The organism is Prolixibacter bellariivorans ATCC BAA-1284 (genome assembly GCF_000621705.1).
Classification (GTDB): domain Bacteria; phylum Bacteroidota; class Bacteroidia; order Bacteroidales; family Prolixibacteraceae; genus Prolixibacter; species Prolixibacter bellariivorans.
The window spans coordinates 151,485-171,538 of record NZ_JHXO01000011.1; the positions used below are offsets into that span (position 1 = coordinate 151,485).

Annotated in this window: 12 protein-coding genes and 2 tRNA genes; 8 read left to right on the forward strand and 6 right to left on the reverse strand. The window is 43.1% G+C overall.

Features of this window, described 5'->3' with window-relative positions; genetic code table 11:
- Window positions 1-75 precede the first annotated feature (75 nt).
- Entirely contained in the window at window positions 76-1,491 is a 1,416-nt protein-coding gene (locus tag T426_RS0115540) for an NfeD family protein (protein WP_025864354.1), read from the reverse strand.
- A gap of 72 nt (window positions 1,492-1,563) precedes the next feature.
- Window positions 1,564-2,319: a menaquinone biosynthetic enzyme MqnA/MqnD family protein gene (locus tag T426_RS0115545; RefSeq protein ID WP_025864355.1), complete on the reverse strand. Its 756-nt coding sequence runs from the start codon at window positions 2,317-2,319 to the stop codon at window positions 1,564-1,566.
- A gap of 321 nt (window positions 2,320-2,640) precedes the next feature.
- Here T426_RS0115545 and purB point away from each other — a divergent pair, with 321 nt between their 5' ends.
- Window positions 2,641-3,990, forward strand: coding sequence for an adenylosuccinate lyase (gene purB / locus T426_RS0115550; RefSeq protein ID WP_027585940.1), 1,350 nt, complete (start codon window positions 2,641-2,643; stop codon window positions 3,988-3,990).
- A gap of 235 nt (window positions 3,991-4,225) precedes the next feature.
- Window positions 4,226-6,046 carry an ABC transporter ATP-binding protein gene (locus T426_RS0115560; RefSeq protein WP_025864356.1) on the forward strand — a complete coding sequence of 607 codons (1,821 nt, stop codon included), beginning with the start codon at window positions 4,226-4,228 and terminating at the stop codon, window positions 6,044-6,046.
- Window positions 6,047-6,128: 82 nt separating this feature from the next.
- Here T426_RS0115560 and T426_RS0115565 read toward each other — a convergent pair whose 3' ends face one another.
- The 4 genes from T426_RS0115565 to T426_RS0115580 form a co-directional block, all read right to left on the reverse strand.
- Window positions 6,129-8,078 (reverse strand): dipeptidyl-peptidase 3 family protein, encoded by a 1,950-nt coding sequence (locus T426_RS0115565; protein ID WP_025864357.1) that lies wholly within the window; start codon window positions 8,076-8,078, stop codon window positions 6,129-6,131.
- A gap of 129 nt (window positions 8,079-8,207) precedes the next feature.
- Window positions 8,208-8,960 (reverse strand): LytR/AlgR family response regulator transcription factor, encoded by a 753-nt coding sequence (locus T426_RS0115570; RefSeq protein ID WP_025864358.1) that lies wholly within the window; start codon window positions 8,958-8,960, stop codon window positions 8,208-8,210.
- Window positions 8,961-9,051: 91 nt separating this feature from the next.
- Window positions 9,052-9,732, reverse strand: a complete 681-nt coding sequence (locus T426_RS0115575; protein ID WP_027585942.1) for a TrmH family RNA methyltransferase — start codon at window positions 9,730-9,732, stop codon at window positions 9,052-9,054.
- Between the two features lie 57 nt (window positions 9,733-9,789).
- On the reverse strand, window positions 9,790-10,062 hold the full coding sequence (locus T426_RS0115580) for an HU family DNA-binding protein (RefSeq protein ID WP_025864360.1): 273 nt from the start codon (window positions 10,060-10,062) through the stop codon (window positions 9,790-9,792).
- Window positions 10,063-10,383: 321 nt separating this feature from the next.
- Here T426_RS0115580 and T426_RS0115585 point away from each other — a divergent pair.
- The 6 genes from T426_RS0115585 (at window position 10,384) to T426_RS0115610 (ending at window position 20,043) form a co-directional block, all read left to right on the forward strand.
- Window positions 10,384-10,468: transfer RNA gene (locus T426_RS0115585), tRNA-Ser, on the forward strand.
- Window positions 10,469-10,473: 5 nt separating this feature from the next.
- Window positions 10,474-10,546: transfer RNA gene (locus tag T426_RS0115590), tRNA-Trp, on the forward strand.
- 187 nt (window positions 10,547-10,733) lie between these two features.
- The gene (locus tag T426_RS0115595; RefSeq protein ID WP_025864361.1) at window positions 10,734-11,453 is read left to right on the forward strand and encodes a (Fe-S)-binding protein; all 720 of its coding nucleotides are present in this window, start codon (window positions 10,734-10,736) and stop codon (window positions 11,451-11,453) included.
- 142 nt (window positions 11,454-11,595) lie between these two features.
- The gene (htpG, locus tag T426_RS0115600; protein ID WP_025864362.1) at window positions 11,596-13,644 is read left to right on the forward strand and encodes a molecular chaperone HtpG; all 2,049 of its coding nucleotides are present in this window, start codon (window positions 11,596-11,598) and stop codon (window positions 13,642-13,644) included.
- 117 nt (window positions 13,645-13,761) lie between these two features.
- Window positions 13,762-16,635: a two-component regulator propeller domain-containing protein gene (locus T426_RS0115605; protein ID WP_027585944.1), complete on the forward strand. Its 2,874-nt coding sequence runs from the start codon at window positions 13,762-13,764 to the stop codon at window positions 16,633-16,635.
- Window positions 16,636-17,007: 372 nt separating this feature from the next.
- Window positions 17,008-20,043 (forward strand): SusC/RagA family TonB-linked outer membrane protein, encoded by a 3,036-nt coding sequence (locus T426_RS0115610; protein ID WP_025864364.1) that lies wholly within the window; start codon window positions 17,008-17,010, stop codon window positions 20,041-20,043.
- The last annotated feature ends 11 nt before the right edge of the window (window positions 20,044-20,054 follow it).

Here is a 20,054-nt window from a genome sequence, read left to right on the forward strand (position 1 = left end):
AATATTTTAGCCGAAATATGAAAAGCGCAATCATTTTTCCTTCGTGGAAAGAGATTGCGCTTCTATTATGTTCGCTTATTTTTTTCTAATAACGTGTAATTGTCCAGCCTGGTATTGAATAACTTCAATTTCCTCACCCCGTTCGATAAATCCCGATTCGGCCCGGGCATCGTAGATGTCGTTTTCTACCTGCACTTTTCCAGCAGGCCGTAAAACAGTAACAGCCACACCCGATTTGCCAATCATCTGGATGGTCTCGACATCAACACCTACAAAGCCATCTTCCTTATTCTCTGCCGTGTTCAGAGCAAGGTTTCGGAATGGGCCGCCATGTGACGCGAAGATGAGCTTGGTAGCATATAGCGCGAAGAAAAATACGACGATGAAAGCTCCTAAAACTGTTACAACTGCCCGGGTGAGTGCTTCTGCGGGAACATTGTCGAAATTGAAATTATCGTTACCTACCATGCTTAATATTAAGCCGGACATGGTTAAAATAATTCCGGCTATTCCGGCAACGCCAAAGCCGGGTATGACAAATATCTCGACAGCAATGAGTATCAATCCGACAATAAAGAGGAGGATCTCCCAATTGGCAGCCAGACCTTCCAGGTAAAGTGGAGCAAAGTACAATAAGGCAGCAAAAATAGCCAGTCCCAACGGGAAGCCGATTCCCGGCGTCTGTAACTCAAAATAGATTCCTCCAAGAATTGCCAGAATGAGAATGCCGGAAACCATTGGGTGTACCAGAAAACCGATAAACTGCTCCAGTGCGGTAGGTTTATATTCTTTGACAACATAGTCTTCCAGGCCAGCTTTATTAATTACCTGCTGAATATTGCTTACCATGCCTTCGCAAAAGCCATATTTAATGGCTTCGGTTGGTGTCATGGTCAATACTTTTCCTGTATCGATAATTCCGGGAATATACAGACTTTGGTCAACCATGGCTTCGGCAATTTTCGGATCACGCCGCCATTTGATGATTGTATCCTGTCCACTGATAATGGTATCTTTCCCTTGCGCTTCAGCGGTAGCCCGCATGATGGAGCGCATGTAGCTCTGATACTTGTCTGGCATAGCCTGACCGGTTTGGTTGACGACAGTAGCCGCCCCCATATTCGCTCCTTCGCGCATGTAAATACTGTCGCACGAAAGTGCAATGAGTGCACCGGCCGAAGCGGCGTTGTTATCGATAAAGGCGTAAACCGGTATTGGTGAATTCAGAATTTTTGTCCGGATGGAATCGGCATCTAAAACAGTTCCTCCATAGGTGTTCAAATGGATGACGATTAAACTGGCGCGAAGTGAATCTGCTTCGGCGAAAGCCTGTTTGGTTTTCCGCCAGGCTGCCGGTGCAATATTCTCATCGATGTTGAACCGCAGCACCACTTTGGGACTGTTGGCTGTTGATAGAGAGTCAGCATCGTCAGCTTTCGACGGGAAATAAGCCAGCACCAGTATCAGCAAGGTAAGGAGTCTGATTTTCATCTGCAGTGTTCATTAGTTAACACGAAAACCGCTTTACCTTTCATGTCAGGAAAATGGCAGGAATTCGTTTACCTAAGATTCCAATTTTTCGGCATAATTCCAAAATAATTCCAAGCCCTTTCGTTTGGAGTCATCCAACGGGTAGCTGATGTCGCGGCTGTAATATTCTGCCAGGTTATAAGCAGGATATTGCGGTGCAATTTCCTTAATAACGTCGGGCATATTGTCGATTCCTACTGCAAGCGCCTCGTTGAGGGCTTTCTTAAATTCTTCAGGTAACGGCTTGTTGGCTGTCCAGCAGGCGAAAACAAAATCCAAGCCGGTGTAATTGGCCCATTCCTGACTTAAATCGTAAACATGCGGATAGTGCCCGTCAATTTCGAAAACCCGATCACCAATGACCACGCCGGCTGTTTTTCCTTTGATATCGCGGACGTGATATCCCGGTTCACCTTTCAGCCACTTCACCTCTTTTTTCCAGAAGAACCGTGCCAGTACGCGCGCGAGCATAACGGAGGTTCTCGACTGGTAATCGAGAATAATGGTATCAACTTCCTCCAACGGAACATCACTTACCAGGACAACTGTCCGGACCGGTCCACGTGCTCCGATACAATAGTCGGAAATAATTTCAGCTCCGGGAATTTGAGGAATAACGGCCACCGGGACCAACCCTACATCGACTTTGTTCTCAATGAGTTTGGCGGCACAAAGCGAAGGCATGTCCAGCGAAAGCTCAATTTCGTTGACAAATCCCGAGTGTTCAAGTCCGTAAATAAATGGTTTAGTATTCAGGTAAGAGACGGCTGATATTTTAACTTTCTTCATTGTCGTAATACTCCAAAATTGCTGCTAAAAGTATGAAAAATATTGGCTGTGATACCTGATATTTTACCATTCCGGATAAGATTATCTGATTTGTTTCGGAAGGTCGTTTTATCATTAACCCAAATTTAATGCTGCTTGTTTTCCCCTTTTCACGAAGTCAGCCATCTGTGATATTGGTATTTGGATAGTTGTTCATCAGCTTTTTATAAAAGTGTTCGAATTAATTTGGGGTGTGTGGCAGGTTAACGTGGTCGTTTTCATCAGGCTAAAGCGGAATTTATTAATTTTGCAGCGGTTATTAATCTGAATTTAAATCGCTTTATGGATCTTCAAATACTTACTGCTATTTCGCCTGTCGACGGTCGTTACCGTGAAAAAGTAGATGAACTGGGTGAATACTTCTCGGAGTTTGCCTTGATAAAGTACCGGGTTTTTGTGGAAGTCGAATATTTTATTTCGCTGACCGATATACCGTTGCCTCAATTGAAATCATTTGACAGTTCGCTGAAAGAAAAACTGCGGGCCATTTATGAAGATTTTACGCTGGAAGAGGCGCAGCATATTAAGGATATTGAGAAAGTGACCAACCACGATGTGAAAGCGGTGGAGTATTTTGTGAAAGAGAAATTCGATGCGCTTGGCCTGGAGAAATTCAAGGAGTTCATTCATTTCGGACTTACTTCGCAGGACATCAATAATACCGCTGTACCTTGTTCCATCCGCGATGCCATTCAGAATGTGTACATTCCCTTGTTTGATGAATTGGTCGCCAAACTGGACGAATTATCGTTGGCCTGGGAGGAAATCCCGATGTTGGCCCGGACACACGGACAACCGGCTTCGCCTACCCGTTTGGGGAAAGAACTGAAAGTTTTCATCGAGCGGTTAAATGTGCAGGTGGAATTACTGAAAGGAATTCCCTGTTATGCAAAGTTTGGTGGTGCAACCGGCAATTTTAACGCGCATTTTGTTGCCTACCCGAAAATTGACTGGGCCGATTTTGCGAACAACTTTGTACAGAATTCACTTGGACTCGAGCGCTCGCAGGTAACGACCCAGATTGCTCACTACGATAATTACGGAGCGATTTTCGATAACCTGAAACGTATTAATACGATTATTCTGGATTTGAACCGCGACATGTGGACTTACATTTCCATGAATTATTTCAAGCAGAAAATTAAAAAGGGCGAAGTTGGTTCTTCGGCCATGCCACACAAGGTAAATCCTATTGACTTTGAGAATTCGGAAGGGAACCTGGGAATTGCCAATGCCGTTTTTGAGCACTTGTCAGCTAAATTACCGGTTTCCCGGTTGCAGCGCGACCTGACTGATTCGACCGTGCTGCGTAACATTGGTGTCCCGATTGCTCATACGGTGATTGCCCTGAAATCGACCTTGAAAGGATTGGGTAAATTACTGATCAACATAGAAGCGATTGAGGAGGACTTGGAAGAAAACTGGGCGGTTGTTGCCGAGGCAATCCAAACAATTCTCCGACGCGAGGGGTATCCGAATCCTTATGAAGCATTAAAAGAATTGACGCGCGTAAATCAAAAAATCAACCGCGAATCGATTCATGAATTTATCGAGACATTGCATGTAGATGAGAAGGTAAAGGCTGAATTGAAGCAGATTACACCACAGAACTATACCGGAATTCTCATCTGATAAAATATTAAAATGGTTGAAGAAAGGATGCCTGTACAGGTGTCCTTTCTTAATTTTTAATCAGAATTCCCGTTCCTGAAAGTTTTGCTACTTTTGGAGCGCAAAGTCTGAAGTTATTACAGGCAGACTGCGGTTTTATGAATGTATTGGAAATGGACCCGGATGTAAGACAAACGAATGGTTTGTGGAATAATGAAAATACATCCGTCTGTTTCGGAACTGAAATCAAGTTATAATGAAAGGTCTTTTTAAACTTCTTCGCAGATATATTCCTCCTTACAAGAGTTACGTTATTCTGAATGTGGTTTTTAACTTGTTGGGAGCAATTTTCGGAGCATTTTCTTTTGCTGCTATTAGTCCGGTACTTGGTGTACTATTTGGTACCCAGAAGATGGTGGACCAGCCGGTGGAGTGGGCACTTACGCTGGATAGCATCAAGCACAACTTCTTTTATCATATCAGTCATGTTATTGAATTGCATGGAAAAGAATCGGCTCTTGTATACATTGGCGGATTCATGGTAATTGCAGTGTTGCTGAAGGTTGGTTTTACGTACCTGGCCAGTTTCATGATGGTGCCTATCCGTAACGGTGTTGTTCGTGATATCAGGAACAGAATTTATAACAAAATACTTTCTCTCCCGATTGGTTTTTTTACGGAGGAGCGCAAGGGAGATATTATTGCCCGTATGACCGGTGATGTTCAGGAGATTGAGAACTCCATTATGAACTCGTTGGAGATGATGTTCAAGAATCCCATTCTGATTATCATCTCACTGGTGGTGATGATAACCATGTCATGGTCGTTGACGATTTTCGTCTTCTTGCTGTTACCGGTAGTTGGATATTTTATTGGTAAGGTGGGGAAGAGCCTGAAAAAACCTTCCATGAGTGGGCAAAATAAAATGGGTGAGCTTCTTTCAACCATAGAGGAATCACTTTCCGGATTACGCATCATCAAAGCTTTTAATGCAGAGAAAAAAGTGACTGAGCGTTTTGAAGGTGAAAACCACGAGTATTACAGCATCATGAACAAACTGATGTGGCGTCGCTACCTCGCTCATCCCATGAGTGAGTTTCTGGGAACACTGGTCATTGTGATCGTTCTGTGGTACGGTGGCCGTTTGGTGCTCCATCATCAGGGTGGACTTAGTGCCCAGGGATTTATCACGTATCTGGTATTTTTCTATAGTATTATCAATCCGGCGAAGGCCTTTTCAACGGCACTCTATTCCGTGCAAAAAGGTCTGGCTTCGATGGAACGGGTGGATATGGTATTGAATGCACAGAATAATATCCGTAACCGGGAAGGCGCTAAGCGGGTTTCGGAATTTAATGACCGGATTAGTTATCAGGATGTTACTTTTCGGTACAACGAAGATAATGTGCTAAAGAAAGTGAATCTCGAAATTGAAAAAGGTAAAACGGTTGCACTGGTTGGACAATCGGGGTCGGGAAAATCGACCTTTGTCGATCTTCTTCCTCGTTTTTACGATGTAAAAGAGGGACAGATTAAGGTAGATGGAGTGGATATTCGCGATTTGAATATTACCGATTTACGAAGTTTGATGGGAAACGTAAACCAGGAACCTATTCTTTTCAATGATAGTTTTTTCAATAACATCGCTTTTGGTGTTGAAAACGCGACCGAAGAAGATGTGATGAATGCTGCCAAGGTGGCAAATGCTCACGAGTTTATTATAAATACTCCTAATGGTTATCAATCGAATATTGGCGACCGGGGAGGAAAACTCTCGGGAGGACAACGTCAGCGTATTTCCATTGCCCGTGCCGTTTTGAAGAATCCGCCGATTATGATTTTGGACGAAGCTACATCGGCGCTGGATACCGAATCGGAAAAACTGGTGCAGGAAGCATTGGATAACCTGATGAAAAACCGGACTTCCATAGTTGTTGCCCACCGTTTATCGACCATCAAGAATGCCGATTTAATTTGTGTGTTTCAGGATGGTGAGATTGTGGAGCGTGGCACGCATGACGAATTGATTGCCAAAGATGGTATTTATAAAAAGCTGCATGGCATGCAGAACTTTTAATAATTGGTCGATTAAAAAAGAAGCCGCGTAACCCGGAAGTTGTGCGGCTTTTTTTTATGATTGTTTCAGAAGTTCCGTTTGATTAATTTACAATTGGCAGAAAGCTGTGATTCTTTGAATAATCTAGCATTTGCCCGGCAAAGTTTTCCGGATACGAAATTGTTATATCTTTTATTTCACCATCTTCTTCAGTTATTTCGTAATTGGGGTTCAGGAAACCGGCATAAGGAGCTAAGTTGAGTTTCTTGTAGCGCTCCAGTACTTCGTCGTGTAAATCACGAATTACTTTCACACCATAGTTTTCAACCAATGCTTTCCCTGCTTCGTAATCGCCTTCCGATTTAATACGCTGAACTTCATTCAGCAGTTCTCCAAACAGTTCGCGTAAGCGCCGGTAGTCATTGATGACGAAGAAGGTCTTATCGTTCCGCTCTTTGCGCTCGATCACATTTTCGGTACTTCCTTTATCGTAAACCCAGCGGGCAATCAATTGGCGATTGCGCATGTGCGACTCCTCCAAATCTTTTCCCGGTTCAATTCTGACCAACTGCGTTAAGAGTCCGTTGCGGATGTAGGCGTCGTATTCTGCTTTGGCGGTTTCATCTGATTCCGTCAATCCGAGTTCAATCAATTTGGGATCCATGATGAAATACAATGCAAATAGATCGGCCCTGGTTTCTTCGAGCGTTGAGTAGTAGTTCTTTAACGCGTCAACGGTTACTCCTTTTTTCATTCTGCCGGAACCATGACCGAGGCATTCGTGCAAATCGGTGTGCAGGTTATTACCCAAGTATCCGTGTTTTTGAGTACGCTCGATTTCCTCCTTATCCCAGCAAAACTCTTCCAGCATGCCGTCACCCAGTGAAGCCTGATGATATGCGTAGGTGATATTTTCGATGGTTACGGATTTCGAACCGTATTGTTCCCTAATCCACTCAGCATTTGGGAGGTTAATCCCAATAGGCGTGGCCGGATGACAATCGCCGCCCAGCATGGCTACCGTAATTACTTTTGCTGAAACTCCAGTGACTTTTTCTTTTTTGAATTCGGGCGAAACCGGCGAATGTTCTTCAAACCACTGAGCATTGTTGCTAATGATTTCGGTGCGTTTAGTCGCTTCTTCGTTTTTAAAATTGACGATAGATTCCCAGCTTCCTTTGATTCCCAGTGCGTCGCCGTACACTTCAATGAAGCCGTTGACAAAGTCAACTTTGCTCTCGATATCTTTCACCCATTCAATGCTGTGTTCGTCGAAACTCTTTAAATCGCCGGTCTGGTAAAAGATGATGAGTTTAGCGATACTTCGCTGCTGTGCCGGTGACTCAGCTACTTCCTGCGCCTTCTTCAACCACTTGACAATTTCCTCGATGGCTTCCGAATACAAACCATTTTCTTTCCACTTCTTTTCAACGAGTTCACCATTCTCCTTGGTGAGTTTCGAGTTTAAGCCAAATGATGGAGGATTTTCACCAGCGTTATTATTTAGCTGAGTGTAAAATAGCTCAGCTTCGGCCTGTGTCACATCTTCGTAAAAATTGTTGGCCGATTCTAGTAGTAAATCTTTTGTTGAATCGAGGGAAACCCTCTTACTGTCGTGTGCCGGATCGAAAATTACCGGTAGTAATTCGTGTATCAATTTCTGTGGATGCTCAAAATCAGACCAGTTGGAGCGACCAATGAGGTGAAGGAAATACTTTTGGGAAAACTCAGGATTGATTTTGTCCATCGAATAATGATGGTGCATCCCGTTGGAAAACCAGATACGCTTCAGATAGACCTCAAATTGCTTGAACTCTTTGGTCTTACGGTCTCCATCGAAAGTGAGATAAATGGTTTCGAGTATTTTCCGTAGACGAAGATTGTACTCGTTGTTTTGATCCCATAAAATATCGCGGCCAGCCAATGCTGCACGACTTAGGTAGTATATTAGTCTTTTTTGTTTCAGGCTAAGCTGCTCAAATCCATCGACCTGGTAGCGAAGGATTTTTAAATCAGCAAACTTCTCGCTGAAAAACTTGAAATCGTCAGTCATGACCATAAAATTTCTGTTAAAACTCGAATGATATCCTAATTAATGGGTATTTATGCATGGAAAACATCTGGTAATGAAAATTGTTTTCCGCGTGCACTATGGGCTGGTTTACTGTACTGCCTGTGCCTACTATTGCTTTGAGCTTAGTACGTGAAGTTGTTTGATTAACGGTTCGCGGTAAGATTTACCAAATGGCAGTGAGTGAATACCATCTTTTGTTTCTACTTCAAGTGTGTTGCCACGAATGCGCTTAATTTTCTTGACATTGACAATGTAAGAGCGGTGAATCCGGATAAAAAGGTCTTCCGGGAGTTTTTCATCGAGGAGTTTAAGCGTATAATGCACTGTGTATTTCTCATCAAACGTTATAAACTGCGCGTAATTTTCGATGGATTCTATGTAAATAATATCCTCGGGATTGACCGGATCGAGCTTCGAGTTGTTTTTGATCCATAAAGTTCCTTTTCCCCATTCGTCATCTGAAAAAATATCTTCCCGCTCTTCCTGGTTAGCCTTTACATCTTTTTGAATGTTCGCAATGGCCCGGTTGACTGAACGTATAAAACGAGGAAAAGTAACCGGCTTCAGAAGATAATCGGTGACGTCATACTCGAATGCAGTTAAAGCATACTTTTCCCGGGAGGAGACAATGATAACCTCAGGTGAATTATCCATCACACTCAGTAATTCCATACCATTCATCTCCGGCATTTCGATGTCGAGAAAAAGAATATCGATTTTGTCTTTCCCTTCTTGCAGGAGTTTCAGTGCATCTACAGCACTTTCCAACGAAAAATATTTTTCAAAGAGTTTTGTCCGATCGATGTATTTCTCCAATACTGTCCTGCAAACCCGGTCGTCGTCAACGATTAAACAGTTCATAAGCCCATTAATCTTGTTTCAAAGATAGAAAAAATCAGGGCAATTGATTTCTGAATGAATATGAAAAACTAAAAACTATTTAATCAGTGAGTTATATCGCCTTCATGTTATCCTCGCGAAATTTCTTTTCGATAAGCGCTGCTCTTTTGATGGTTTTCCGTAACCATGCAAGATGGATATCACCTTTGTCGTCATCGTTGAGAAGGTAATCAATATCACTCTGCCTGAGGCGTAAATTCAGATGATGGAGAGTGATGGCCGCAGAGACAGAAATATTGAAACTTTCGGTAAAACCGAACATGGGTATTTTGAGAAATTCGTCGGCGTTATTTTCAACAACCGCTGAAATTCCGGTTAATTCGGTTCCGAAAATTAAGGCTGCTTTGCCCTTTCCTAAATCGAAATCTTCCAGATTGGTATCGTTCGCGTGGGGTGAGGTGGCTACAATTCTGTAGCCTTGATTGCGTAAGTGATTGATACAATCCAATGTATTTTGCTCTTTTTCGCGGTAGTGGTGCAGGTTTAGCCATTTGGTTGAACCTAGCGTCACATCGGGATTCACTTTAAACTGGTTGCGATTTTCTATAATATGTACGTCCTGAATCCCGAAGCAATCACAGGAACGCAAGACAGCGCTGGCATTTTGAGATTGATAAATATCTTCCAGAACAACGGTTAGATAACGTGTTCTCGAACTCAATACCTTCTCAAAAAGTTCTTTCCGTTCCGGTGTGATGTATTCAGAAAGATAATTTATTAATTCTTTGTTCATGGATATCAATAAAAAAAGGGAGCCTGGGCTCCCTTTGAAATCTTTTTTGCCATTAATTTACTGAACACTGTCAGTCAATTCGCTACCAGCTTTGAATTTAACAATCTTTTTGGCAGGAATGTTAATCGTAGCACCCGTTTGTGGGTTACGACCCTGACGAGCAGGACGTTCGGTGGTTGCAAACGAACCAAATCCGATTAAAGCAACGCGATCACTTTTTTTGAGTGCATCAGTTGTGGTTTTAACGAAAGCGTCAAGAGCTTTCTTTGCATCCGCTTTAGTCAGGCCAGCTTCAGCAGCAATGGCATCAATTAATTGAGCTTTGTTCATAGTACAGAAAGTTTAGAAACAACAGGTTAAATAAAATTCGTTTAATACTTTTTTTTAACGCTAGTGCCTAATATAAAGAGTTTTAATTATTTTTCACAGCAAACCCTACGAAAAGTGTTGTTTAACATATGATTTCCTGCAAATTTGTCTCAAATACCAGTGAAATCAGGTTGTGTAAGCCTAATTATTTTGGTTTCACTAAATTGAAAAGATTGAAACGAAAAACAAAATTTTTTTTATCTTTTTTTCTTAATAATGCTCTTAATTTTTTTGGCAGAAACTTTTGACAGAAAGAAAAAACTTCTACTTTTGCATTCGCTCGGAGAGATGGCAGAGTGGTCGAATGCGGCGGTCTTGAAAACCGTTGTACCGCGAGGTACCGGGGGTTCGAATCCCTCTCTCTCCGCTCTTACGGGTGTAGCTCAGTTGGTAGAGCACTGGTCTCCAAAACCAGGTGTCGGGCGTTCGAGTCGCTCCTCCCGTGCAGAAAGCCGGTTCAGAAATGAGCCGGCTTTTTTGTTTTTTAGTTTATTCATTTGTTGATTACCTGTTTGTTGCAGCGTTTGGGTTCGTTATCGTTTTTACCTGGATAATGAGAACGACTTATATTCCTGTGCATATTTGAAATCGCTTCGTATATATAATCGGTATATTTGAGCAAATTTTTTCACATGGAAGTCGACTTGTTTATTCCTTGTTTTATCGATCAGTTATATCCGAAGACCGCCTGGAATACCTTGCGTGTTTTGGAGCGGGCCGGATGCAAAGTCCATTACAATCCGGAACAAACCTGTTGCGGGCAGCCGGCTTATAACAGCGGATATTTTGATGAAGCAAGGACGTTGGCAGTTAAATTCCTGAAAGATTTCCGGGGAAAACGCCCTATTGTTAGTCCGGGAGCTTCTTGTTCGGGCTATGTGCGCGACGGATTTGCTGATTTGTTTGATGAGACATCCGGGGAATATCAGGAATATATTCACCGCAAGGGGAATGTGTTTGAACTGACTGATTTTCTCGTCAATCATTTGGGCGTTACCAATCTTGGTGCTTCCTTCCCTCATAAAATAACTTACCACGATGCTTGTTCCGCTTTGCGCGGATATGGAATCCATGATGAGCCGCGTCGGCTTTTGCAAAATGTCGATGGTCTGGAGCTTGTCGAGATGGAGGAAGCGACCGAATGTTGCGGGTTTGGAGGTACGTTTGCTGTAAAGCACAGTGCCATCTCAACGGTGATGACACAGAATAAGGTGGAAAACGCCCTGAAGACCGGAGCCGAATACATCGTCTCTACCGAGGCTTCCTGTCTGATGAACATTTCCGGCTATATTAAACGTCAGTCACTTCCTGTAAAAGTATTGCACATTGCCGATGTGCTGGCCTCTTTTTAAAAATACCCGTCAGTATCCCTTCCTGATTTGTCATTTCGAATGGCTTCATTCTGTCAATTCGTCAGCCAATTTCATATGGCACAACCTTTGAATTTCCGGTTCACGATATATCGAAAAATTATCAACTTAAAATAATATTACAATGGAAGGAAGAATTGGTGTTACCAGTGAAAACCTGTTTCCGATTATTAAGAAATTTCTCTATTCCGATCATGACATTTTTCTGCGGGAGATTGTGTCGAACGCTGTTGATGCAAGTCAAAAGCTCAAAACACTTGCTTCGGTAGGAAGCTACAATGGCAATGTTGAAGACCAAAAAGTTTGGGTAAAACTCGATAAAGAGGCCGGGACAATTACCGTTTCAGATAACGGAATCGGGATGACCGAAGAGGAGGTAAATAAGTACATCAATCAAATTGCATTCTCCGGAGCGAATGAATTCCTGGAAAAATACAAGAAGGATGCGAATGCGATTATCGGCCATTTTGGATTAGGATTTTATTCCTCGTTCATGGTTTCTGACAAAGTGGAGGTTATTACTAAATCCTACCAGGAAGGAAGTAAGGCTGTAAAGTGGAGCTGTAACGGAAGTCCGGAATACACCATGGAGGAAGTTGATAAAGAAGAGGTCGGAACCGACATCGTAATGTTTATCAACGACGATTCCAAAGAATTTTTAGAGGAAAACCGTATTTCCGAATTGTTGAACAAATACTGTAAGTTCCTTCCCGTTCCTGTTTTGTTTGGTAAAAAGAAAGAGTGGAAGGGTGAAGAATATGTTGATACAGATGAGGATAATCAGATCAACGATGTGGCTCCTGCCTGGACGCGCAAACCGGCAGATCTGAAGGATGAGGATTACCACAACTTTTATCATCAGCTTTACCCGATGGCTGATGAGCCGTTGTTCAATATTCATCTGAACGTAGATTATCCATTTAATCTTACCGGTATTCTGTATTTCCCGAAAATCAAGAATACCATTGAAGTACAGAAGAATAAGATTCAGCTATACAGCAACCAGGTATTTGTAACCGATTCGGTTGAAGGCATCGTTCCTGAATTCCTGACGCTGTTGCATGGGGTACTCGATTCACCGGATATTCCGTTGAACGTTTCCCGTTCGTATTTGCAGAGCGATTCGAATGTGAAGAAAATCAGCAGTCACATTACCAAGAAGGTGGCCGATCGTCTGCAGGAAATCTTCAAGGAAAACCGGGAAGATTTCGAACAAAAGTGGGACGATCTGAAGATGTTCATTGTTTATGGCATGCTGACTGATGAGAAATTCTACGAGCGTGCGCTGAAATTCTTCCTGCTGGGAAATACCGACGGTAAGAAATTTACCTGGGAAGAGTATGAAGATCTCATCAAGGAAAATCAGACCGATAAAGACAATAAGCTGGTTTACCTGTATGCTAATCACCACGAAGATCAATACAGTTTTATTGAAGCAGCGAAGGAAAAAGGATACGATGTATTGATGATGGAAGATCCGTTGTCGACGCACCTGTTGAACCTATTGGAGCAGAAGTATCCTGAAAAGCGTTTTGTTCGTGTGGATGCCGATGTGGCGGAAAAATTGATTCCCAAAGAGGATGATGATAAAGAGAAGCTCTCTTTGGAAGAGAAGAACGAACTGAGCCCGGTTTTCCAGGCGATTGTTCCTAACGGGAAAGGCAATTTTATTGTCGACTTTGAGGATTTGGGAGAGTCAGCTAACCCAATGGTCATCACCCAGAATGAGTTCATGCGTCGGATGAAAGACATGTCTCAACTTCAGGCGGGTATGAGCATGTATGGTGATTTACCCGATAGCTACAACCTGGTAGTGAATATTGGTCATCCATTGGTGAAACAAGTATTGGCAGATAAAGATGCTTCACTCAATGCTGAGTTGGAAAAAATTAATCAGGAAATAACCAACGAGCAGAATGAGAAAGAGGCGCTGAACAAGTTGAGAGAAGGTAAGAAAGATGAAGAGGTTCCTCAGGAAGAAAAAGACAAAATGAAGGAACTGGATGACAAAATTACTTCTCTTGAAGCTGACAGACGCTCGAAACTCGAAGCCTTTGGACGAGGAAACCAATTGGCGAATCAGCTGGTCGATCTTGCCCTGTTGGCCAACAATATGTTGCGAGGTAGTGATTTGAACAAGTTTGTGAAACGCAGTATTGAATTGATAAAATAAGCACTGTCATAAGTTGCTAATGAAAGGGAGGCTGTTGTCTCCCTTTTTTTATACTCCTTGTATCCTTATCTTTATGGCCCAATATTCGGGTGGTATATGAAAAGTGTTAGAGGGTTGATGAAGATCCTGAAAAGGGTGTTGGTATTGATGGGGTTCTTACCGGCTCTGGCCATAGCCCAGCCATTAGTGATTCATTATTCAAAAGATGTTTACAAAGGAGGGAGCCAGAACTGGTCGATTGCACAGGACAAGCAAGGGTTGATGTATGTCGGAAACAGCGATGGGCTTCTTCAGTTTGATGGTACGAACTGGAAACTTTACTCACTTCCCGAGCGGAGCATTGTGCGTTCTGTAGCCGCAGGACCGGATGGAAAAATATATACTGGCGCCTTCGAAGAGTTTGGTTACTGGCAGCCCGATAAAACAGGACAGTTGCAATATACTTCCATTTCTCATTCGTATCCCAATCTGAAACTGCACAATTGGGAATTTTGGCGTATCCTGTTTTCACATGACAAAGTTTATTTTCAATCGTTCGGAGCGCTTTTTTCCTTCGATGGCGATACCGTTCGCAGGATTCCTCTTCCTTCAAACGTAATTTTGATGTCGCAGGTGGGTAATCGGCTGGTTACCCAGGAAGATGGAGGTGGACTGATGGAACTGATTAACGATCGGGCGGTTCATATTCCTGGTTCGGATTTTCTATCATCCACGCAAGTGAAGAGTATTATTCCGGGAGGAAAGGATACATTGCTTGTTTGCACCTCATCGAAAGGCATTTTTCAGCTGGCTTCCGGTAAATTTTCTCCTTGGGGCGGCGATATTCAGGAATTCTCGAAGCATAACGAATTGAATGTAGCCATCCGGCTGAAAAACGGATATGCTTTTGGAACGATTTTAAACGGAGTGGTGATTACCGACCGGAAAGGAAATATTAAAACCCGGATTAATACGGAAAGCGGACTTCAGAATAATACGATTCTGGCGCTGAAAGAAGATAAAAAGGGTGGTTTGTGGGTAGCGATGAATAAGGGGATTGATTATGTAGACATCAATTCGCCGCTAATGATTTATCGCGATAAGGATCAACGAATAGGAGCTTTGACTTCTGCCGTTCTATTCGAGGGAAAATTGTTTGTTGGTTCAAACAGGGGTGTTTATTATCGCAATTTGGTTGATGGAGATCCCCGGCAACCCATTGGTAATTTTCAATTTCTGGATGGAACGCAAGGACAAGTGTGGGATTTGCAGGTACATTCAGGCTCACTGATTATTGGGCATAACCGTGGAACGTTTACTTTAAAAAATGGCAGACTCCGCCAAATTAGCAATGTTTCCGGTGGCTATATGGTGAAATCTTATGAGCGTGGCGGGAAGAAATACATGATTCAGAGCACGTATACCCGCCTGGTGATTTACCGTCTGGAGAATGGCGAGTGGCAATATGACCATCAGGTTACCGGATTTAATGAACCTTGCCGGTTTGTCGAGATCGGACCATTCGGATACGTCTGGGTAAGCCATCAGCAAAAAGGTGTGTACCGGTTGAAGCTGGATGCCAATTATCAAAAAGTTCTTGATACTCGTTATTTCGGACGTGTTTCCGGTTTGCCGGGCGATTTCAATGTTCACGTTTTCAAGATTTCGAATCGAATTGTTCTGACATCTCCGGAAGGGCTTTATACGTACGATGACCTGCATGAGAAGGTTGTTCCGATGGATGATTTGAATCGCCAGCTGGGAGAGCTTTCTTCTGCACACCGCATCATTCATGTCGGCAATAACCGTTATTGGCTGATTAGTCGTGATATGCTTGGTTTGGTGGATATTCGCGATAGTGGAGCTACGCTGATATGGAAAATGAATCCCGGTCTTTATGGTTTTTCGATGGTAGAACGATACGAAAATATTGTTCCGCTCAACAAACATATTCAGATGATATGCCTCGACGAAGGCTATGCTCTGATTGATTTGAACAATAAGGTAAAAGATACTGCCGGACAGCAATTGTTTTTCAGAGATGCGATCGCATCTGATAGTAAAGGTAAAAGCAGGCGGTTGACTGTTTCATCTGCCGATTCACCTGAAATAATTCAATTACCACCCTGGGAACGGAATATCAAATTTCGGTTTGCCTCTTTGCGTTACACTCCCGATGGTGAATCCTACCAGTATTATTTAGACGGTTTGAAGCCTGATGAGCACTGGAAATCTACTTTTCCCGAAGGGGAGGCGGCCTACGATCGGCTAGTGGCCGGGAATTATGTTTTTCATGTTCGGAATGTCGATGCATTTGGCCATACCATTTCTGAAATATCGTATCCATTTATTATCAAGCCACACTGGTATGCATCATCCATTGCTTATTTCTTTTATGTCATCATTGGTATACTCATTATTATCTTTTCTCAGCTGGTTTTGTATCGACGTTTTAAACGACGTGAAGAGAGAGTTCGCCATGAAAAGCAGATGGAGCTGGAAAGGCGAAGAGAAGAGGAGCGCGAACATGCCGAGAATGAAATTATCAAACTGCGAAATGAAAAACTGCAGGCAGAACTCTCTCACAAAGATGTTGAACTGGCCAACTCAACCATGTCTATTATCCGTAAAAACGAGTCGCTCATTGAGATAAAGAATGAGATTGAGAAGCAAAAGAAGCAGTTAGGAACACGTTATCCCAAAGGCATGTACGAGAAATTAATTGGCCTGGTTGACAAGAACCTGACCAACGAAGATGATTGGTTGGTATTTGAATCGCATTTCGACCAGGCCCATGAGAACTTCTTCCGACGACTTAAGAGCGAATATCCGGCGTTAACCCCCAGCGATTTGAAGTTGTGCGCTTACCTTCGTCTCAATTTGGCAACCAAAGAGATTGCGCCCTTGCTTAACATATCCGTTCGGGGTGTGGAGATTCGTCGCTACCGCCTGCGGAAGAAACTGGAGCTGCCCCAGGAAAAAAATTTGGTGGAGTTCATGATGGAATTCTAGCGAACATCTTCAAAACTTCATCGTCCGATTTATGACGTTTCGGGATTCCAATCAGGCGTTTTTTTGGACAAGAATCTGATTTGTGAAGCTCGTTTACATATCCTCAACGTTAAACATTTCTTGTATAATCTGATCGTTCTTTATCCTGCCTTAGTATTTATTTAATCTTAGTTTTAGAAAACACAGTGAGTAAAAAGTGCTGTTAGTCAGGCATCCATGACTGTCTAGGAAGTTGATGATGTAGTGATGTGAAAGCCAAGAATTGGATGTTTTTTAACATGATGTAGGTAGGTAGAGGTAGCTTTTTTCCTTTTTGTTCCATCAGGGGGTTCTTTTGTAACATATTCAAATTGTCACAAAAAGACTGATCGAATGAAGAAGAGTTTATTAACCCTTTTGGTGGTCCTTCTTGGCTTTACAGTAGTGATGGCTCAAAACATCACTGTTAAAGGGAAGGTAACTGGCGCGGATGATGGAAAACCCATTCCGGGAGCCAGTATTTTAGTAAAAGGTACCACAACTGGTACCATTACCGATTTTGATGGTAACTATTCGTTAAAAGTTCCGGCCGATGGCACGCTGGTATTCTCTTTTTTGGGAATGAAGACCATTGAGCAGCCGGTTAACGGACTGAAAGAAATTAATGTAACCCTTTCAACTTCTACTAACGATCTGAGTGAAGTTCGTGTGGTAGGTTATGGTGTTCAGCGCAAGCAGGACATCACCGGTTCCATTGCCGGAGTACAGGGAGCCGATTTGATCAAGCAACCGGCCCTGACAGCTACACAGGCTATTCAGGGAAAAGTGGCCGGTGTGCAAATTGTTAACTCCGGGGCTCCGGGAGCTGATCCTCAGGTCCGAATTCGCGGTACGGGAACCATTCTTGGTGGTGCATCTCCACTCTATGTTGTAGATGGTGTTATTACTGATGATATTCGTAATATCAACAATTCCGATATTGTCTCCGTCGACGTGCTGAAAGATGCTTCGGCAGCCGCTATCTATGGTGTTCGCGGCGCAAATGGTGTCATAATCATTACCACCCGTGCTGGTGAAAAAGGCAAAATGAAGATTTCGTACGACGGTTATGTTAGTGCTAATGTAGCGGCTCATAAAGTGAAAATGGCAGACTCGAAACTGTATGCTGCCTATACGAATGAAGCCTTGGGTTATGATGGACAGGCACCGGCATTTGATTTGAATAACCTGCCTCCGCATAATACTGATTGGTTCGATGCGATTACCCGGACAGGAGTTAGTCAGAATCACAACCTCTCGGTGAGTGGTGGAACTGATAAGGCAACTTATTATTTCAGCATGGGGTATAAAAGCGATCAGGGAATCCTGGATGGAAATAATTACGATCGCCTGACACTTCGTTCAAACAATACATACAAAGTAGCCAAGTTCCTTGAGGTGGGTGACAACATTGGATTGTCTCGTTATAATTCGGACAACAAACCTTATTCTGCTTTTACAGCAGCTTATCGTCAGGCACCTACCGTTCCCGTGAAAGATGCAAACGGTAATTATGGTTTCACCGATATTAACAATGTGGGTAACCCACGTGCAACACTCGATTATACCAACAATCAAAGCTGGGGAACCCGTATCCAGGGATCGGTTTACGCCAAAGTTGATTTGTTGAAGCACCTGCAGTTTAAATCCAACATGGGAGTCGATTTTTCAGAAGGTCATGGCCGTATATACAATCCGGTTTACACTGTTTCTGCGACCCAGAAGAATGAAATTTCTCAGTTAACGCTGAATCAGAGCACTAATGCGCACTGGATTTGGGACAACTATTTTACCTATAATAACCACTGGGGAAATCACCGGTTGAAGCTGATGGGCGGTACCACAGCCGAAAAATATCGGACGCAATTTATGAATGCTGCCCGTCAGAATGTACCGGCTCAGAAAAATTACTGGTACCTGGATTTGGGAGATGCAGCTTCGGCAACCAACGGCAGTAGCGGGACAAAGAGTACCCGTAACTCCTACCTGGGACGTGTCAACTATAGCTTTGCCAACAAATACCTGTTTACCGGTACGCTCCGTTACGATGGTTCTTCTATGTTTCCATCTAATAACCGTTGGGCGACATTTCCATCTATCGGACTAGGTTGGGTGTTGACCCAGGAAAATTTCCTGAAAGATAATTCTTGGCTGAGCAATCTGAAATTGCGTGGCAGCTGGGGTAAGATAGGTAATGATGCAATTCCTTCGAATGCATTTATCTACACCATTAACTCTGGTCTGGCGTATGTTTTTGGTCCCGATCAAGCATACACCAATGGCGGTACGATAACCGATATCAAGGATCCGAATCTGAAGTGGGAGGTGACGACTGAAAAGGACCTTGGATTGGAATACGGATTGTTCAATAACCGTCTTTCGGGAGAATTTGACTACTACAACAAACTGACTTCGGACGCGTTGATTTTTGCTCCGATTGCTGCGATATTTGGAGACCCGGATGCAGCGTACCTGACCAATAAAGCGGATATCCGAAATATAGGCTTTGAATTTTCCGCCAACTGGCGGAATAAAGTCAACTCTGATTTCAGTTACAATATTGGTTTGAACATGACAACCAATAAAAACCGAATTGAAAGAGTGGGCGGAGGTCTGCCAATCACCGGTGGAAGTTTGAGTAATGGGCAGGTGACAACCCGGACAGAGGAAGGCCAGCCGATTGGTTCTTTCTGGGTATACCAAACCGATGGTATTTTCCACAACCAGTCCGAGTTGGATGCTTATGTGAATAGCAATGGTCAACCTTTGATGCCAAATGCTAAACCGGGCGATTTAAAACTTGTCGATCGGAATCATGATGGTGTTATTGATGACAATGACCGTTATTATGCGGGCTCGTACAACCCGAAATTAATGATTGGGCTGAATCTGGGAATGAACTATAAGAACTGGGACTTCTCGGTAGATTCTTATGGTAACTTTGGTGGCAAAATTTACAATGGTAAGAAAGCTCAGCGCTGGGGTGGTGAAAACATCGAAGCGTCGCTGACTAATCGTTGGACTCCGAACAATCAGGACACCAATATTCCAAGAGCTTCCAATGCCGTGCCCGTGGCTTCAGATTATTATATTGAGTCAGGCGATTTCTTCCGGTTCAATAACCTGACATTGGGCTATACTCTCCCAAAAACATTGACGGAGAAGATATCAATAAGTCGTTGTCGTTTCTATGTGACAGCTCAAAATGCGATTACACTGACCGGTTACAGCGGTTACAACCCGGAATTACCCGGGCAGATATCCCTGAACTCCGGAAACTCCGATACCCCGGTCAACACAACCAACTCTGGAACCCTTAATTCTGGAATTGATTTGAGCTCTTATCCTGAAACGGCTTCTTACCTCTTGGGTCTCAACATAACTTTCTAATTTGTATTGGA

What these genes read in the sequence shown, in the direction of transcription:
- T426_RS0115540 (WP_025864354.1), bottom strand. Translation starts at nt 1,491, where the DNA reads ATGAAAATCAGACTCCTTACCTTGCTGATACTGGTGCTGGCTTATTTC.
- T426_RS0115605 (WP_027585944.1), top strand. Translation starts at nt 13,762, where the DNA reads ATGAAGATCCTGAAAAGGGTGTTGGTATTGATGGGGTTCTTACCGGCT.
- T426_RS0115545 (WP_025864355.1), bottom strand. Translation starts at nt 2,319, where the DNA reads ATGAAGAAAGTTAAAATATCAGCCGTCTCTTACCTGAATACTAAACCA.
- T426_RS0115565 (WP_025864357.1), bottom strand. Translation starts at nt 8,078, where the DNA reads ATGACTGACGATTTCAAGTTTTTCAGCGAGAAGTTTGCTGATTTAAAA.
- T426_RS0115580 (WP_025864360.1), bottom strand. Translation starts at nt 10,062, where the DNA reads ATGAACAAAGCTCAATTAATTGATGCCATTGCTGCTGAAGCTGGCCTG.
- T426_RS0115560 (WP_025864356.1), top strand. Translation starts at nt 4,226, where the DNA reads ATGAAAGGTCTTTTTAAACTTCTTCGCAGATATATTCCTCCTTACAAG.
- T426_RS0115595 (WP_025864361.1), top strand. Translation starts at nt 10,734, where the DNA reads ATGGAAGTCGACTTGTTTATTCCTTGTTTTATCGATCAGTTATATCCG.
- purB (WP_027585940.1), top strand. Translation starts at nt 2,641, where the DNA reads ATGGATCTTCAAATACTTACTGCTATTTCGCCTGTCGACGGTCGTTAC.
- T426_RS0115610 (WP_025864364.1), top strand. Translation starts at nt 17,008, where the DNA reads ATGAAGAAGAGTTTATTAACCCTTTTGGTGGTCCTTCTTGGCTTTACA.
- T426_RS0115575 (WP_027585942.1), bottom strand. Translation starts at nt 9,732, where the DNA reads ATGAACAAAGAATTAATAAATTATCTTTCTGAATACATCACACCGGAA.
- htpG (WP_025864362.1), top strand. Translation starts at nt 11,596, where the DNA reads ATGGAAGGAAGAATTGGTGTTACCAGTGAAAACCTGTTTCCGATTATT.
- T426_RS0115570 (WP_025864358.1), bottom strand. Translation starts at nt 8,960, where the DNA reads ATGAACTGTTTAATCGTTGACGACGACCGGGTTTGCAGGACAGTATTG.